Source organism: Cohnella boryungensis (genome assembly GCF_042651945.1).
Classification (GTDB): domain Bacteria; phylum Bacillota; class Bacilli; order Paenibacillales; family Paenibacillaceae; genus Cohnella; species Cohnella boryungensis.
Genome location: NZ_JBHSED010000065.1, coordinates 20,681 through 38,524 on the forward strand (window position 1 = coordinate 20,681; position 17,844 = coordinate 38,524).

The following is a 17,844-nucleotide window of genomic DNA, read 5'->3' on the forward strand; positions in this document are numbered from 1 at the left end:
TGTTATCCGTATGTGCGGCTCAGCCCGACTCCTTCATCAGGCTCTCCTTCAGATAGTTGTGGATCGCCGGCGGAACATCGGGCAGCTCTGTCAGCGTGAGCAGGGCCCCGCTCGGCTGAGCGTCGATTGGAATGACGTTGTACGTCCATTCCGTCTCCCGCTTCAGATAGACGGCGTTAATGCCGCAGTGAAGAGCGGGAAGCACATCGGTTCGGATGGAATTGCCGATCATCCAGGTGTTGGCGCGGTCGAAGCGGCCTTCGAACAAAATATTTTCCAGCGCATCGGTGTTCTTATGCTGCCGAACGTAAATCCGATCGTCGAAATAACGCTCAAGGTTCATGCTCTCGATTTTGCGGCGTTGAATGATCGGATCGCCGCCCGTATAGAGGTGCAGCTCGTGGCCTTGCCGGACAAGCGACTCCAGCGTCTCGTCCATAAGGGGATAGGGCTCGACCTCAAGGTCGTAGACGCTCAGTCCTAGCTTCCATAGGTCGTCTACTTCCAGCTGCGACAAGGTGCGTCCGGTATATTCCTGAAAAAAGCGATAGGTGTCGACGAAGGATTGCGGGAAGTGCTCGCTCTTGAAGCCCAATACCTGGACGCCGGCAATGTCGATCTCGGTCTGCTTGGCGGTAATCGTCTCGCGTTCGATTCCGGTCGGCCCGAACCACTCCAGCATCTGATCGGCGAAGCGGTCCAAAATATGATGAAAGTACTTATTGCAATAAATCAAAGTATCGTCAAGATCGAACAGAATCGTTTGGCTCATTCGTAGCTGACTCCTTACTCTAATGCTTAGTTCGGCCTCCATCAGCCTATCCTGTGTTTATGTTCTTTATCGGAGGCGGTGTCGGTTCTATATTCATTATGGCGATTGAAAACGGGTTTGTAAATGACGGCAAATACCAAAACTACAAATAGGCCCCTCGGGGACCGAAGGGCGGAGGTGAGAACAAATGGCCAAGAACGGGGAGCTTCATCCTGCGCATTCCAGAACGCCTCAACAGCGCAAAGAGCGCGAGGAGGAAATCCAGCTGCGGAAAATGCGGCGATATCCGCCGAGCCTTAACGGCATAAATAAAAATCTGCCCTGAGTGCGCCCGTCTCACGCGTATTTCATAATCTTCTCTGCGAGGTCGCGCTTGATCAGCCGAATGCGCTGGCGGACATAGAAGTCGTAGCTGCCCCCGGTTAACTCGCGGGGGCTCATGGTGTTGCCGGAGTCGTTATCGACAATGATCAGCTGGCCGTTGTCGTAAAACTTGAAGGTTAAGTCCCGAGACGGTCTGGAGCCTCTCTGAGGCTCCAGGTAACGGAGATGCTCGCAATTCACCATCCATTATCCCACCTTAGAAATGTGATTTTGAGAACACATGTTCTTGTGTTTAGTATAGCAAACATTTGTTCGTATGGCAAGGGATGGCATAATGGCTTACACTAGGTTTATATTGGATTGAAGGGATAGGACAGCCATGATCGTAGTTTCAGGTTTAACTCGGAAAATTCCCGACGGGAAAACGATATTGGATCACGTAAACGTACGGCTTGAGCCCGGCACCTTCATTGCGGTCGTGGGCTCAAGCGGAAGCGGCAAATCGGCATTGTTGAAGGCGCTTGCGCTCAGGGAAGTCTGGACGGAAGGCGAGTACCGGGTAGACGGCAAGGATTTGATGGAAGCCGGCTTTCTTGCGAAGATGCGCTATCGCAGGCAGATTGCGTACCTGGAGCAGAAGCCGATATTGTACGAACGCAAATCGGCATTGAAAAACGTGCTGATCGGCGCATCCGAACAGACGCCTCTGTGGCGTCGCGTTACGGGTATGGTTCGCAGCGACGATCATATGGGCGCTATGGACATGCTGGAAAGCGTCGGGCTGATGGAACGGGCCCAGCAGGTCGTCGAGAAGATGAGCGGCGGCGAGCGCCAACGGATCGCGATCGCGCGCTCCCTTGTCCACGGTGCGCGTCTTGTGCTGGCGGACGAGCCCGTATCCGGTCTGGATCCGCATACGGCCGAGGAGATGATGGCCACCTTGAAGAAGCTGTGCCATGAGAAAGGCACGACGATCGTCGCAGCGCTGCATAGGGTAGAGCTCGCGGAGAAGTTTGCCGATGAGATATGGGGCATGCAAGAAGGACGCTTGATCATAAACATTCGAGGCAGGCGGCTGACGGCGTCGGAGAAGCTCCGATTGACCTAGCTGCCGCGCTTCAAATCCTTCATGGCCTTGACGGCCGAGTCCGAACGGCTTGCGTATTCGTTCGTTCCTTCAAGGAGCAACGGAGCGCAGGCCGTTTTTTTTCTACGGCTGACCAATTAACGCGCTTCTTTGGACGTGTCCTTCTCAACCTGTTTTTCAATATCTCGGATGCCGCGTAACGATTTTGATTGGTCACCGAAGCCCGTAGCAACGTAAGATAATGCTCGTATAACCTCATGGAATTTCGCTCAGACGTTGCCGCGCCGCGCTCATTCAATTCCTTTGTAAGCTCCCCGACGAGCGCCAGTACGTCAAAACCATATTATGTTACTATAGCGATCGGAGTCTGAACAGAATAGCGTTTTCCAGAATGGCGCAACGACTCTCCCGGATAGACAGGCATTCTTAGGGAGAGTAGAATGGAGACGTTGCGTGAATCCGCTTATATTTCCAATTCATGAAGGGGAAGGGGCTGCGGACACCTCGTTCAACGCAAGGAGGCCGATGGGATGATATTCAAATATTGGCGCAGAGTTCGACTTTTGCACAAATTAATCGTGATCGTCATCCTTTTTCTGATCTTTCCGGTTCTGGTCTTCGGCTATTATTTGTTTTCCACGAGTTTGCCCCTTGCTCAAAAGGAAAGCCGAGAGATGCTGGAAAAGGTCGCATACCAGCTGAACGAGAATATCGAATACCGGGTGATCGGCTACCAGAACATTCTGATGCAGATCGCGCTTGATCCTAGAATCACGACAGCCCTGATCCAGCCGTATCAGTCTCTCCAGGAAGAAATCGTGGCGATCCAGCAGATCAACTCGGTCGTCAACCGGATCGGGGCGTATTTTCCGATGAGGAGAATCCAATTCTACAAAAACAATTCCAACCTGCATGAGGACGGCGGAACGATCCTAAATCTGGATAAGGCGGAGTCGGAGATCTGGTATCCGGAGATGGAGAAAGGCGATCGGCAGTTTTACTGGCACTTCCAGAAGCGGGGGGAGAGCGGCCAGCCTACTCTGCATTTGAGCATATGGCTTGTGGATTATTTGACCAACGAAAAATTCGGCATTATTCATATGGAAGTGACGAACCGGGCGCTGTTCGATCAGTTGTCCAATCCGTTGGAGTTCAAAAAAGGCTGGATTGCGGTCGCCGATGCGCAGGGGAACCTCTTGACCGATTTTATGGATCGGCAGGCGGGCGATACGATTGGGCAAGTCCAGGAATGGAATCGGGTCTATAAAGAGCCGCGAGGCTGGTATCCGACGAAGGTCAACGGAAAGCAGAGCATGGTCGTATACGAAACGAACCGACTCGGGTGGAAGATTATGACGGTCGTCAGCCAGGAGGAGCTGTGGCAGAAGCTGCGATCGATTCAAAATGCGGCGCTGGCCGTCAGCATCGTGTTCGTGTTATTGACGTTCTCCGTGCTTACCAGCTTCGGCCTTAAAGTGTCCAACCGTCTTAATTCGCTGATCCGAAGAATGAAAAGGGTGCGGGACGGCGACATGGGACTTACCGTCAAAGTCTACGGCAACGATGAATTGGCCGACGTCGAAGAAGAGTTTAACAACATGTCCAGCCGATTGGAGAGGTCGCTTCAGGACATCTCCGAGGCCAGGAGCGCGGCCGAGATCGAGAAGCTGAAGCTGCTGCAGGCGCAGATTAATCCTCACTTTCTGTACAACACGCTGGCGCTTGTTAAAAGCATGGCCATGGACGTCGGCTCTTCCGAAATTAGCGGTACGGTAGATGCCTTGGCCAAGTTCTATCGCCTGGCGCTTAACCGGGGAATCGATCTTCTGCCGTTGCGGGACGAGCTGGAGCACGTTCGCGCCTACTTGGATATTCACGAGTCGAGATTTCCGGGCAGATTAACGACTCATTTCGATGTCGAGGAGGAGGCCCTGTCCTGCGAAATCGTCAAAATTACGCTGCAGCCCCTCGTCGAGAACGCATGCTTGCACGCGTTCGTTCATACCGGAGGCCGGGGCAAGCTGACCATCGAGGCCAGATTGCGCGATCAAATGCTTTACATTACAATCACGGATAACGGTTGCGGGATGACGCCGGAAAAATTGCAGGAGCTGCTGATGAACGCCAACGAAGCGGAGCAGCGCGCGGGCTTCGGGATCTACAACGTGAGCGAACGGTTGAAGAGGCGCTATGGCAAATCGTTCGAGCTCGGCATCCGCAGCGCCCCCGGCGCAGGCACTTCGATTCAATTGCGAATTCCTCAGCAGGGCATCCTTAAAGCTTCGCCGGGCGATTCCCATGGAGGTAGCGGACATGGACTTTAAAGTGTTTGTAGTAGACGACGAGGAGCGCCAACGGAACGCGATCATCAGACATATCGATTGGGAACGGTATCACATGCGCGTCACCGGACAAGCGGAGGATGCGGGTTCCGCGATCGAGCTGGCCAGGCAGGACGTTCCCGACCTGCTCGTCACGGATATACGAATGCACGGAGTCAGCGGGCTCGAGCTGTCCGCCAGAATGAGAGAGCTGAACCCCCGGCTGCGCGTCATCGTAGTTACCGGCTACGAAGAGTTCGAGTACGCCAAGTCGGCGCTCGACATCGGCGTCGATGCGTTCCTGGTCAAACCGATCAGGTTTGAAGAATTGTCGGCGATTCTGGAGCGGATCTGCCAATCGGAGCAGCAAGAATTGTCGAAGATGAGAGAGGATATGCGGATCAAGGAGCAGCTCGACGCCTTCAAGCCGATCGCGCGCGAACAGTTGCTTCAAGAAGCGATGCACGGGCTGATTATCGGGGAAGAGGCGATCAGGACACGGGCCGATGCGCTCGGGATGTTCGCGCGGAAGGGCCTGCGGCGAGTGTTCGTCATCGTGATCGACCCGGATACGGACGCGTCCGGCTCGAGAGAGGAGCAGGTTTCCCAAGTCGGACAAACGTTCGGGGAGACGGCTTCGCTCCAGTGCGGTCCCTTGCTGGAGGAGCGGATGACGACGCAGCGCGGCAATATTGTACTCCTTCTGCAGCAGCAGGAGGGGTCCGATTTCGAGCGCGAGACGGATCTCCTTCTGGACCGCCTCGGCCGCGAGGCCGTCCGGATCGAGGGCTGTAAAATCAGCCTGGGAGCCGGCCCGGTCGTCGATGCGTTGAGCCAATTGAGCAAGAGCTTCCTGCTGGCGCAAAGAGCGGTGAATCGGAGGCTTCTCGGCAACGACGAGCGAACCTTCAACTGGCGGGATCTTCAAGAGACAGGGCCGAGCCCCGACAAGAGCGCGGAAGAGCTGATCGGAGATTTCCTCGAAGTGTTCGCAGCGGGAGACAGCCAGAGCAGCCTGAGCTTGCTGGGGGAGATCGTGCGCAGAATTGCCGGCAACCCTCAGATCGACGAGACCCAGCTCAGAAGCTTGTGCCTCCAACTGATCAGCGGAGCCAACCGCATCGCGGCGGAGATCGGCGACGTCGGTCGCCGGATCGGTCCGGAGAAGAAGCTGTGGGAGCAGATTCTGGCCTGCAAGGAAGAGCCGGAGCTTCTGCAGGAGACGGTGCGCATCATCACCGGCTTGTGCGATTTCATTGCGGACAAGAAAAAAAGCCCGTCTCAGATCGTCGTCCAGAATGCGCTGGATTATATGCATAAGCATTATTCGGAGAACCTGTCCCTGCGCTCGGTAGCCGAATCGGTCTTCCTGAGTCCCAATTACTTGGGGGCGCTGTTCCGGTCCGAGCTGGGCGTGTCCTTCACCGATCAGCTCATTCAAATCCGGGTGAACCAAGCCAAGGAATTGCTGCGCCAGCCGCAGCTGAAGCTGTATGAGGTGGCGGAGAACGTCGGCTACCAGAACGTCGGCTATTTTACGAATCTGTTCAAGCGTATAACGGGATGGAGTCCCAAGGAGTACAGAACGTACCTGGGAATCTCTCAGCAAGATTAATCTATCGGAGCGGCGGGCGCAGCAGGCCCGCCGCTTCTTTTCTTTTTGGACAGTCGGATCGAATAAAGCGTCATAGCGCAATTTATCGTGCATTGCGATTATTGTAAGCGCTTCTATCGTTGCCTATAATGAAATTCACGCGCGGAACAAACACAGTATGATGACCGGTCGACAGGGCTTATTCAGCTGAAGAAAGGGGAATCTCCGCCAAGTGACTTCACTCTATGCTATCGCAAGGAAAGGCGTGCTGCCGCTCTACGCCTTTGTTTTGCCGGGTATTGCGCTTATCGTGCTATTCAACTACATTCCGATGCTTGGGCTGCAGATCGCTTTCAAGGACTACAGCTTTCGCGACGGGATCTGGGGAAGCTCCTGGATAGGCTGGCAAAACTTCGAAGAGTTCGCGGCCAGCACGGATTTCTGGAGAGCGACGGGAAATACCCTCTTGTTAACGCTGCTCCGGCTGCTCTTCGTATTCCCGACGACGATCCTGGTTGCGTTGCTCATCAATGAAGTCAGAGCGATGCGGTTCAAGCGCTTCGTTCAGTCGTTCAGTTATTTGCCGCATTTTATTTCATGGATCGTCGTTATCGGCTTTCTCGACGCGTTCCTGTCGATTGACGGCGGCGGGGCCAACTCGCTGCTAAGAACCTTCGGCATCGAACCGATCGCCTTTATGGGATCGGAAGGGTGGTTTCGTCCGATCTTCGTTCTAAGCAGCATGTGGAAGGAAATCGGATGGGGGACGATTTTATATTTGGCGGCGATCGCCGGCATTAATCCGGTGCTTTATGAAGCCGCTGTCATGGACGGAGCCGGCCGCTTCGCCCAGATGCGCTATATTACGCTTCCGAGCCTGGTTCCCATCATTTCGATTGTTCTCATTCTAACGGTTCCGAGTTTGTTGAGCGTAGGGATCGATCAGATTTATGCGATGATCAATCCGGCCAATATCGGCGTAGCCGAAGTCATCGACACCTATGTGCTGAGAATGGGGATCGGGCAAGCCCAATATTCCCAAACGACGGCCATCGGGCTTGTGATGAGCGTGATCGCAACCATTCTGCTTTTGCTCAGCAACGCGATATCCAAACGTATCGGGGGCGAAGGGATATGGTAGGAAAGCGGGTGAGTGAATGGGACGGCTAACGCTGGCGGATCGTACTTTTAACGGATTGAACGGATTGTTACTAAGCTTCTTCGCCTTTCTGTGCGCCTACCCGTTGTGGTACATTCTGATTCTTTCGTTGAACGAAGGAAGAGACGCGAGCCTGGGCGGGATTTACTGGCTGCCGAGAGCGTTTACGCTAGATAACTTTCGGGTCATCCTGTCCGACGATACGATTATTAACGCATTATGGATCACAGTTGCGCGTACGGCAATCGGGACGATCGGCTCGCTGCTGGTCACGTCGATGGTCGCCTACGCCTTGTCCAGGAAGGAATTGCCCGGACGGAAGCCCCTGCTTCTTTTGTTCTTGTTCATTATGCTTTTCAACGGCGGCTTGATCCCTTTTTATCTGCAGCTCATGAATTTGGGCTTGATCAACAGCTTTTGGGTTTACGTCGTTCCGGGGATGTTCAGTATTTGGAATATGTTCGTCATGAAGACATCCTTTCAGAACAACATTCCCGAAAGCGTGGTAGAATCGGCTAAACTGGACGGGGCAGGCTATACTCGCATTTATTTTCATATCGTGCTTCCGTTCTCCGTACCCTTATTCGCGGCTCTCGGTTTATTTACCGCCGTCGGGCAGTGGAACGATTGGTTTACGGGAGCCTTCTTCGTGAACGATCTGTCCCTGCAACCGCTTCCTACTTATTTGCAGCGGATTATGAGCACCATTGAAGCGAGCAATATGATCAGCGCCAGCCAATTGGCCAATGCGAATTCAACCAGCATGTACAATCCGGACGCGATCACCTCCAAGTCTGTCCGTATGGCTACGACCGTCATTACGATATTGCCGATCCTATTCGTCTACCCTTTCGTACAGCGATATTTCGTCAAGGGCGTGCTGATCGGCTCGGTCAAGGAGTAGCGCAGGCAGGCTCGTGTAACCACAGGAGTGCCGGAAAAAGGGACTCCGAAGCGTTCCGCATTTTATCCAACGATCACATAAGGGGGAAATTCAGTATGGGAATCAAATGGAAGAAGAGCGCGATAACGATATTGTCATTGGTTTTGACGGCATCACTGGTAGCGGCCTGCAGCGGAAAAGACGGTGCATCTCCTGCAGCAAGCGAGGGCGGGAAGGAGAACGCGGAGGCTCGGCAGACGAAATATTCGTTGTACGCGCCGGCTTTAACGACGCCTGTCAATCTGGATGGGAAGATCACACAGGAGGTCATGAAGAGATCGGGGATTACTTGGGACAAAGTGGAGATCGGCAATGGGGGGGACCTGACTCAGCAAATCAACCTGAAGCTGGTGGCCAGAGATTTTCCGGATGCGATTATTCTACCCTCCGACAGCCTGATTTGGTCGAGACTGATTGACGAAGACAAGCTGCTTCCATTGGACGAATACTTCAAGAATGAAGCCGAATATCCGAATCTGGCCAAGATCGACGACCGGATTATCGATAACTGGCGAGCGGCGGACGGTCATATTTACTTCGTGCCGTCGGCGTACGAGCAGGTGGTGGACGAGCCTTCCGCTTGGCAGGGCAATGCCCAAGGGCTGTGGGTTCAGAATACGCTGCTGGAGAAAGTCGGCATGACCTTTGAAGACTTGCAGACGCTCGAAGGCTTTGAGAGCTATCTGAACGCGATCAAAGGGATGAAAGACGAACAAGGACGTGACGTCATTCCGTTGTCGCTCGGCGGCGAGAATTTTGCGGGCCTTGAGGTGGTCATGTCGATGTTCGGCATCGGCAGCTCCGGCAACGGCTGGAATGAGCAGGACGATGGCACGGTCATTCAGGATTACAAGCTTCCCGGATTCAAACAGGCGTTCCAATGGCTGAATCGCATGAGCTTGAACGGCCTTCTGGATAAGGAAACGGCCTTCCAGAAGAAGGATCTGTTCCTGGAGAAAGTGAATAATGTGCGGTTTGGCGCCATGCTCTCCGGAGGATGGGACAATCCGAACCTGACGCTGCTTAGAAACAACAAGATTCCGGAAGCGATCTCGTACAAGGAGCTTGAAGCCCAGGGCTTCCCGGCCGGATGGTTATTCCCGACGAAGCTTCCGGCCCTGCTCGGGGTCAAACCGGCTCAATATGCCAACTTTAACCCGTTCGGCAACAACGGAGCGGGAATCAGCGCGAACGCGAAGGATCCGGATCGGCTGATGAAAGGGATCGATTGGATGCATACGGGGGAAGCCTTCATCCTGATGGAGTATGGAATGGAAGAGATGGGCGCTTATCGGATGGAGAACGGCGCCGTCGTCGTCAACGAAGAAGTGTTCAGAGGCCCTCAATTCTGGGGAGGGGACGCAGGCGGCATGGCCAACGTCACGGAGCACGGATTCTGGTGGTGGAAAAATCTTGCAAGCGTCGGCAACACGCACATCAAGACGATGGAATCGCCATGGCCCGCATATAATGCGATGCTCTACCAGGCAGAGGAACTGAACCACGAGCAAGGAACGTTCGGTCTGATCCCGAAGGCCAGCCGGATTAAGCCGATTATCGGAGGCAAGGTAGAGAAGTATACGCCGGTGCAAGCCGATATCCGTTTGCAGTACTATGCGAAGATGCTTGTGGCCAAAAACGAGCAGGACTTCGAAACGGCGTACAGCCAGTTCATGAACGAGATGAAGGTTCGCGGCCACGACGATGAGAGCAACGAGGAGTTCAACGAGCAATTCAAGGCCTACAGCGATACGCCGGCGGGCAAGATCGAGATTTCGGTCAAACGCACTTTGCCTCGCAATGTATACAACGATAAGCCGATGATCGTCGGGGAATAACAGAAGTGGAGCGTGAAATCTTGAATTCAACGTCAACGGTCGCACCGAATCATGTCAATATCATTAATTTTATTCGCGGCGTAGAACCGAGAGAGCCGATCGACCTGCTCGAGCCGGTGAAGGAGCAGCTGGCGCTGGTTCAGAAGCATGGCTTGCGGGCGACGTGGTTGCTGCAATACGACGCGTTGATTCAACCGGCCTTTACCGATCTGCTTCATCGGGAAGCGAATGCTTCCCAGGAGATCGGCGTATGGTTTGAAGTCGTTCAGCCTTTGGCGGAGAAGGCCGGCATTCCGTGGAGAGGCCGATTCGCCTGGGATTGGCACGCCCATATCGCCTTCTCCGTCGGCTACGCGCCGCAGGAGAGAGAACGGATGGCGGATGTGCTGATGGAGGACTTCCGGCAAGCGTTCGGTCATTATCCGCAATCGGTCGGCTCCTGGTTCCTGGACGCGCATTTGCTCGGCTATTTGTGGGACAACTATCGGATTGTCGCTTCCTGCAACTGCAAGGATCAATGGGGAACGGACGGCTATACGCTTTGGGGAGGCTACTATAATCAAGCCTACTACCCCAGTCGGAGGAACGGGTTCATGCCCGCGCAGACGGCGGAAGGGCAAATCCCGGTTCCCGTGTTCCGCATGCTGGGCAGCGATCCGATCTACCAATACGACGCCAAGCTCGGCGGAAACGGACAGAGCGTCATTACGCTGGAGCCGGTCTATTCGGGCGAAGAAGGCGGAGGCGGCATCCCGGAGTGGGTCAGATGGTTTTTCGACGTCAATTTCCGCTCCGAGCAAGTGTCCTTCGGCTACGCGCAGGTCGGACAAGAAAACTCGTTCGGTTGGGCGCTAATGAAGGATGGCTTAATCGATCAGGTGGAACTGCTCGCCGCCAAGCAGGCGGAGGGGGCGCTGACCGTCCAGACGTTGGCGGAGTCGGGCAGATGGTTCAGGCGGCAGTATCCGGTAACTCCGGCCGCTTCCATCTGCGCACTCTCGGATTGGCGGAACGAAGGGCGTCAATCCGTATGGTACAACAACCGGTTTTACCGAATGAATCTGCTGAATAACGGCGGCGAGCTCTCGATTCGAGACATTCATCTATTCGACGAGAACTATGAAGAGAGGTACTTGCAGGACGTATGTCCGGACCGGAACAGCCATTACGATACGCTGCCCGTCGTGGACAGCGCCCGTTGGAGCGACGAGCGCGTATCCGCGGGCATTCGTCCGGTCGCGTTCGATAAGGAAGGAAGAGAGCTGCCGATCGCGGTGAGAGCTATCGACACGGACGAATCGACGGACGGCGAGCTCGCCCTTCGCATCCATCTGGAAGACGAGCGTACGCTTCATATTCGCTGCTCGGAGCAGGGCGTGGGCTTTGCCGCCGACTGGCCGGACTGGGGACTCCGTCTCCTCTGGGGCGATACTCCCGAGCTGCCGGAGGTGAAGCTGGAGCAGGCAGGCATCGCGTACGCGTTCAACGGCCATCCGTACCGGATCGGAACGGAGGGGGCGTGGCCGCCGATTCTCTTGACCGGAGGGGCGCGAGGCGCCGGCAACGGGATCGAGCTTCGCGCTGCGGGCAGTGAACTGAAGTTGAGATTGAGCTGATAATAAGCGGGACACGAGACACCGGAACGTGCGAACGAGCCGGCTGTCTCGTTGTTCGCTTTGGTCATCCATGTCCGTCGCACGGACTGAAGGGAGTGTTAACGTGAGCTTGTTCGAAGGCATGAAACGAGAGTTCTCCGATCCTTCTCCGGAATACAGGCCGCAGCCGTTCTGGTTCCTGAATCACGATTACAAAAAGGATGAGCTGGCGTGGCAGCTCGAGGAGATGAAACGGCAGGGCGTCGGCGGAGTCGTGCTCCATTCGAGGCATGGCAAGAGCGCGGAGTATATGTCGCGAGAATACTTGGATATGCTGGCCTTCTGCGCGGAGGAGTGCAAGAAGCGGGACATGGTCGTATGGCTGTACGATGAAGACAATTGGCCGAGCGGCACCTTCGGCGGTAAGCTGACGAGGCGGCATCCGGAGTATCGGATGCGCTATCTGCGTCTGGAGGAGAGGCGGCACGAGGGCGCAGAGAAGGTACGGCTCGATTTTCGGGACGAGGAAAATAACGAGCTGATCGCGATTCTCGCTTACCGCGTGCTGCGGGAGGAAGGCGAGCGGGTCGTTCTGGCGAAGGAGCCCTATGAGATCACGCACTTGCGGTCGCAGGACTGGACGCCGCCTCAGTCCGGAAAGTATGTGATCTTGGCTTGCTGGGAGTGCGAGATTGCCGAGAAGGTCACCTTCGGAGCGGGATACTATCTGGATACGATGAATCCCGAGGCGGTGCATGCCTTCGTTAACGTCGGTTACGAGCCGTTTCTTGAACTGCGGGAGCATTTCGGCCGCACGATCCAGGGCGTCTTCACCGACGAGCCGGGCTTGATGATTCATGACGGCTTCTTCGGCACGGAAGCCATCCGGACTTCCGTCCGAACGTTGAACGATAACCTGCCGGGATACGTTCTGGGCTGGACGCGGAATATGCTCTCCAGGTTCGAAGCGGAAGAAGGCTATTCGCTTCGTCCGTTGTTAGGCGCTCTTCTCTACGAGCTTGACGAGGTCAGCCATACCGTGCGGGAGCATTACTACGGCGCATTGACGCGATGGTACGTCGACGCTTATCACGGCACGCTGAGCCGATGGTGCGAGACGCGGGGGCTGGCCTACATCGGCCATACGTTGGAGGAGCCGCTTTGGGGACAGGCGCGCTCTCAAGGGAACCAGACGAGGGTGCTGCAGCAATTCCACTATCCGGGCGTGGATTACTTAACGAAGGGGATAGGGACGAAAGAAAATCCTTACCGCATCCTGTCCGTGAAATGCGCTTCTTCCGTAGCTCGTCTGGAGGGCAAGCGGCGAGTGGTGTGCGAGGCGTTCGGAGCGAGCGACCACGGGTATTCGATGCGGGATAGACGGATGGACGCCAATTTTATGGCATTCCTGGGCGTCAATTTATTCATTCCCCATGCCTTCTATTATTCGTTCGAGGGGTACCGCAAAACCGATTTTCCGCAAACCGAGTTCTATCATGCTCCGCATTGGGATCATTATCGAAGCTTCGCCGACTATACCGGCCGACTGTGCATGCTCGGCAGCCTGGGCAAATCCGTATCGAAAATTCTGCTGTTGTCGCCGATCCACACCGTGTACCAGGAGATGTTCCGGGACGGAAAGGCCTTCAAGAGCCTGCGTGCGGACGAATTGTTCTCTTATCTCTCGGACAGGCTGATTCGCAACCGGCTGGATTTCGAGTATGCCGACGAATGTCAGATCGAAGAAGGGACGGCCTCGGAGGCGGGGCTGACTTTCCCGAACTGCGAGGGCGAATTTCCGATTGTGATGCTACCGGCCATGAAGGTCATGGGGCTGGATACGGCACGGAAGCTGAACGCCTTTGTCCGATCGGGAGGGCTGCTGATCGCGCTGGAGGAGCTTCCCGTTCACAGTACGTTCGTCGCGAACGATCCCGAGCTGGCGCAGGAGATCGATTCCTTGTTTCCGAGCACCGTCGGCGAGGGAGGCTGGCATGCGTACGGAGACGGTCGAACGCTCTTTATGACATCCGAGCAGCTTCGCGGCGACGATACCGCGGGACTGTGCGAGGAGCTGCGCCGTCGACTCGAGGACGAGGATCCGGCCAAGCCGTGGATCGTCCCCCCGTCAAGCGCGGAGCAGGTCGTCATTACGGGCAAGCGGATGGCAGACCGGCTGTTTACGTGGATTTTGAATTGGTCGGACCTCCCCGGTCGGCTTCAATATCGTTCGCCATCTGGTGAAGGGCTGCAGGAATGGGAGCTGGAAACGGGGCGGATTCGCTCGCTGAACGAGCAAGAGCTGCTGCAATTCGAGCTGGCTCCGGGGCAATTGCGAATCGTGGCTCAGACATTCGAGGAAGCGCCGCAAGAGCCGGCTTCCGGATACCGGCAGAGCAGCTTGCGAACAATCGACCTTTCCCCGGAGTGGAGCTTCGAGCCGGAGGACGGCAACGCGCTGATTTTGGATCGCTGGGAGGTGACGATGAACGACCGTCAGGCCAGAATGCCGGTCCGAATGCCCGGTCAGGTCAACACCTTCCGAAAGACGATTCAAGTCCGGGACGAATGGATCGAAGCGCAGACGGGGATCGAACGCGGGCAGGCAAAGCCCCGCGAACGGAAGCGCGGCGTCTATTTGGTGCTTGACGACCTGAAGCAGGAGATCCAATCGCATATCGGATTTCTGTCGCGCCGCCGCAGCGTGGAGATATTCGTGAACGGGGAGAGGCTTCCCGCGCTTGAGCCGGCGCAATGGCAGGATCGTTTCTATCGTTGGGCGGAGATTTCCGCTCTTCTCCGAGGCGGGGACAATACGATTGAAATTTTGATCTTCTCTCTGCTTGAACCGATGCCCAACTTTGCCTTTCCCGCTTTCCTGACGGGCGACTTCTCGGTGACGGACGATGAAGCGCTGACGGTCCCGGCCGCTCGTCTTTCGGGCTACTGGACGGATAGAGGATATCCTTATCTGTCGGGGAAGGGCGTGTATAGCCAAACCTTCGAATGGCAGCCGGAGCCTGCTGCGGGAGGAAGCGGCGGCCGGGAGATCTCCGTTGAACTGGAGGTTGAGGAGGTTCGGGAGACGGCGCGGTTAAGGGTGAACGGCAAGGATGCCGGCGTCCGATTATGGCCTCCGTACCGTTGGGACGTAACGCCATGGATCGTTCCCGGCAGGAACCGAATCGAGCTTCAGGTCGCCAACACCTTGGATAATATATATAGCAAGAACGTGATTCCCTCGGGGATCGGGGGGCAGGCCCGGCTGACGGTAAGTTCAACGTCTCTTGGGGCTTCACGGTAAAAGCAATAAGGGAGCTGGCGGCTCATCCCGGGCCGTCTTCCTCCGCCCTTCGGCGGAGGGAGAGCCTTCTATGCGTGACAACGGCGATAAGAACCAGACAGCAGACGATGGTGACGATCGGGAACAATAGGGTGATCGGGGAGTAATGCTCCAACGCCCATATTGACGCCAGATTCCGCACCGTAACAGCAGGCTTTCTTCGAACGGTTTGACGAACAAAGGGATTATGCTGTCCATGGACGGCATTCAGCCTGAAAAGGGAAACGAGACGCTTTACGTCGTCCGTGAGGTATTCAGCGGACTTGTTTTGGGCTGCCAAAAATCTGAAAAGCGGATCTTCCAGCGAACTCCAGTCGCTTCTTGGGCCAGTGAAGGAATTGGGCTTTCCTGTCATTGGCTTAGTGAGCGACGGCCAGCATTCTATTCGACTAGCCATGGAAACGACGTGGCCGGATGCCCCTTACCAGTTGGCTAAAAAAGGGCTTATTCTCCTAAAAAGGAACGTTTCTTTCGTCAGACCAAGACCAAACACCGTCGAATGACAGGCCGCCGCAGCTGGAACGATTACATTCTACGAAGTGGTTTGATCAAGAAAGAAAACGATGGAACGGCCGGCTGTTGGAAGGAGTCAAACGACGGAGTTTTCGTAGAAACCCGACATTGTATCTGAAAAACATCGAAAATAGAGTAAGTGCGTTAATTGGTCAGCCGTAGTTTTTTTACCTGGTTAAATGCGTTCATTATGCGACGCGGTGGCAATCTTGGGGACGATTTCCCGAAGGGAGGGCAAAGGCAGGCGGTATGAACATATAGTAAGAACAGGGAGGCGATGGAGGGTGAATACGGCTCAGCGATTGGGATACGGCAAGGAACAGAAGCTGCTGATCGTCAATGCCGACGATTTCGGGCTTTGTCGCAGCGTGAACGAGACGGTCGTCGAGCTGCTGAAGGAAGGCGCGATTCGTTCAACGACGATCATGATGTGCTCCGCCTGGTCAGACGATGCGATTGCCCGCTTCCGGATCTCCGTACCCCATGCGGGAATCGGCATTCACTGGACGCTGACGAGCGAATGGCCGGCCTTCAAGTGGGGCCCGGTATGCCGGAGCAGGCCGACAAGCACGTTAACCGCAGCCGGAGGATGGTTCCCTGAGACGGTCGCCGAGATCGAGCGAACGGCCGACCCCGAAGAGGTGCGCTGCGAGCTGATTGCGCAGACGGACGCCGCCATCCGTTCCGGTCTGTCGCCGACCCATGCGGATAACCACATGGGAAGCCTGTACGGCTTCTACACCGGCAAAGACCTGCTGCCCATCGTCTTCGACATTTGCGCGAAGTACGGCCTGCCTTTCCGGCTGCCGCGCAGGCTTCTCCCGGTCGGCGGCAGATCGATCCCTTCCGAATTGCTTGAGCGCGCGAAGCTCAGAGTCCGCCAGGCGGACGATCGGGGAATCGTTCTTCCCGATTATGTGCTCGGTCCGGAATACCGAATGAGGGACGGAGATCGGTATGAGGCTGTCAAGAGCGAAGGGATCGGCTTGCTCCGGTCCCTGCTTCCCGGAGTAACGGAGTGGATCGCCCATCCGGCCCGGGCGACGGCGGAGCTGCGGTCTTTCCACGGCCATCCGGACAAACGGGAAATGGAGCTTGCCTTCTGGCGGGACGTTGACGTTCGGACGGTTCTGGCCGAAGAGAGCATCGAGCTGATCGGTTGGAGAGAGCTTCAGCTCCTGCAGGCGAGCTTATCCGCATAGCGTGCAATTTTTGGCAGATGTCCGCAATTCGGGAAGGATTTTCGCTGCAAATCGCGAATTATTTATTGTTTGTATATTGTCAATTTTCTGAATGTTCCTTCACTTCAAGCGAAAGGGGATTGCAGAAAGACATGGTGATGCTGCCTAAAGTCAACGAGCTCGGTTTTTTTGAAATTCGGCTGGAATCCATCGGCGGGCTGGGCGCCAATCTGGCGGGGAAGATGCTGGCGGAGGCCGGGGTTATGGGAGCCGGACTCAACGGTGTTAGCTTCAGCTCCTACGGATCGGAGAAGAAAGGCTCCGCCGTAAAAGCCCACATTCGGTTCTGCGATATGAACACACGCATCCGGGATACTTCGCCTGTGGAACGGCCGCACGTCATCGGGGTTTTTCACGAGAACTTGTCGAAGACGGTAAATGTCATTTCGGGCATGCACGAGGATAGCATTGTGCTTGTCAACTCCCGCAAGTCGCCGGAGCAGCTCAAGAATCAGCTTAAGCTGAAGGCCGGCATCATCGCCGTCGTCGACGCCACGGGCATCTCCATGGAGGAGAATAACCGGGTCAATATGGCCATGCTCGGAGGCTTGTTCCGACTCTGCGATTTCCTCGACGCCGAATTCATGAGAGGGGTCATTCGCAAGTCGCTGGAGAAGAAATACCCGGGTGCCGTTCAGCCCGCGCTGAACACGTTCCAGCGCGGCTACGATGAGGTGAAATTCCAGACGTACGGGCTGGAGGAAGGGGAGACCATGCCCGATTTCGTACGCATGGACACGCCGGTGCTTGGTTACGATACCCAGCCCCTGGGGGGCGTCATCACCAATCCGGGCAACAGCGTTCTGAAGGATCTCAGCATATCCCGCGCGGGGATGCTGCCGCATTTCGCAGACGACAAGTGTATTCATTGCGCCGCCTGCGACAACGTGTGTCCCGACTTCTGCTTCGTATGGGAGGAGCAGGCGGACAAGAAGGGACGCCCGCAGATGTTTCTGCAAGGAATCGATTATCAATATTGCAAGGGCTGCCTCAAGTGCGTGCAGGCCTGCCCGACGGAGGCGCTCTCCTCCGAGCGGGAGGAAGACGGGTACGCGGACGAGCGCCGCGTGAGCCACAAGTTTCATTTGGCCATATGAGACAGAAAACGCAAAGC

13 protein-coding genes are annotated in these 17,844 nt (G+C 55.8%); 11 read left to right on the forward strand and 2 right to left on the reverse strand.

The window, feature by feature from the left end; translation table 11 throughout:
• Positions 1-19: 19 nt before the first annotated feature.
• Positions 20-772: an HAD family hydrolase gene (locus ACFO1S_RS23830; protein WP_204602550.1), complete on the reverse strand. Its 753-nt coding sequence runs from the start codon at positions 770-772 to the stop codon at positions 20-22.
• Positions 773-959: 187 nt separating this feature from the next.
• On the opposite strand from ACFO1S_RS23830, the gene ACFO1S_RS23835 reads away from it, so the two are divergent.
• Complete coding sequence (locus ACFO1S_RS23835) at positions 960-1,097, forward strand: hypothetical protein (protein ID WP_204602549.1); 138 nt, start codon at positions 960-962, stop codon at positions 1,095-1,097.
• Between the two features lie 11 nt (positions 1,098-1,108).
• On the opposite strand, the gene ACFO1S_RS23840 is transcribed toward ACFO1S_RS23835, so the two are convergent.
• Positions 1,109-1,339 (reverse strand): hypothetical protein, encoded by a 231-nt coding sequence (locus ACFO1S_RS23840; protein WP_204602548.1) that lies wholly within the window; start codon positions 1,337-1,339, stop codon positions 1,109-1,111.
• A gap of 136 nt (positions 1,340-1,475) precedes the next feature.
• Here ACFO1S_RS23840 and ACFO1S_RS23845 point away from each other — a divergent pair, with 136 nt between their 5' ends.
• The 10 genes from ACFO1S_RS23845 (at position 1,476) to ACFO1S_RS23890 (ending at position 17,827) form a co-directional block, all read left to right on the forward strand.
• Positions 1,476-2,204: a phosphonate ABC transporter ATP-binding protein gene (locus ACFO1S_RS23845; protein WP_204602547.1), complete on the forward strand. Its 729-nt coding sequence runs from the start codon at positions 1,476-1,478 to the stop codon at positions 2,202-2,204.
• 509 nt (positions 2,205-2,713) lie between these two features.
• Positions 2,714-4,507: a sensor histidine kinase gene (locus ACFO1S_RS23850; protein ID WP_204602546.1), complete on the forward strand. Its 1,794-nt coding sequence runs from the start codon at positions 2,714-2,716 to the stop codon at positions 4,505-4,507.
• Complete coding sequence (locus tag ACFO1S_RS23855; RefSeq protein ID WP_204602545.1) at positions 4,497-6,119, forward strand: response regulator; 1,623 nt, start codon at positions 4,497-4,499, stop codon at positions 6,117-6,119. Before ACFO1S_RS23850 ends, ACFO1S_RS23855 begins: the two co-directional genes overlap by 11 nt.
• Positions 6,120-6,330: 211 nt before the next feature.
• Complete coding sequence (locus ACFO1S_RS23860; protein ID WP_204602544.1) at positions 6,331-7,239, forward strand: ABC transporter permease; 909 nt, start codon at positions 6,331-6,333, stop codon at positions 7,237-7,239.
• Positions 7,240-7,255: 16 nt separating this feature from the next.
• Positions 7,256-8,161 carry a carbohydrate ABC transporter permease gene (locus ACFO1S_RS23865; RefSeq protein ID WP_204602543.1) on the forward strand — a complete coding sequence of 302 codons (906 nt, stop codon included), beginning with the start codon at positions 7,256-7,258 and terminating at the stop codon, positions 8,159-8,161.
• Positions 8,162-8,256: 95 nt separating this feature from the next.
• Positions 8,257-10,038, forward strand: coding sequence for a type 2 periplasmic-binding domain-containing protein (locus ACFO1S_RS23870; protein ID WP_204602542.1), 1,782 nt, complete (start codon positions 8,257-8,259; stop codon positions 10,036-10,038).
• Between the two features lie 20 nt (positions 10,039-10,058).
• Entirely contained in the window at positions 10,059-11,654 is a 1,596-nt protein-coding gene (locus ACFO1S_RS23875; RefSeq protein ID WP_204602541.1) for a hypothetical protein, read from the forward strand.
• 103 nt (positions 11,655-11,757) lie between these two features.
• The gene (locus ACFO1S_RS23880) at positions 11,758-14,937 is read left to right on the forward strand and encodes a glycosyl hydrolase (RefSeq protein WP_378127707.1); all 3,180 of its coding nucleotides are present in this window, start codon (positions 11,758-11,760) and stop codon (positions 14,935-14,937) included.
• Between the two features lie 836 nt (positions 14,938-15,773).
• Positions 15,774-16,691, forward strand: coding sequence for a polysaccharide deacetylase family protein (locus ACFO1S_RS23885; RefSeq protein WP_204602538.1), 918 nt, complete (start codon positions 15,774-15,776; stop codon positions 16,689-16,691).
• Between the two features lie 131 nt (positions 16,692-16,822).
• The gene (locus ACFO1S_RS23890; protein ID WP_204602537.1) at positions 16,823-17,827 is read left to right on the forward strand and encodes a 2-oxoacid:acceptor oxidoreductase family protein; all 1,005 of its coding nucleotides are present in this window, start codon (positions 16,823-16,825) and stop codon (positions 17,825-17,827) included.
• Positions 17,828-17,844 lie beyond the last annotated feature (17 nt).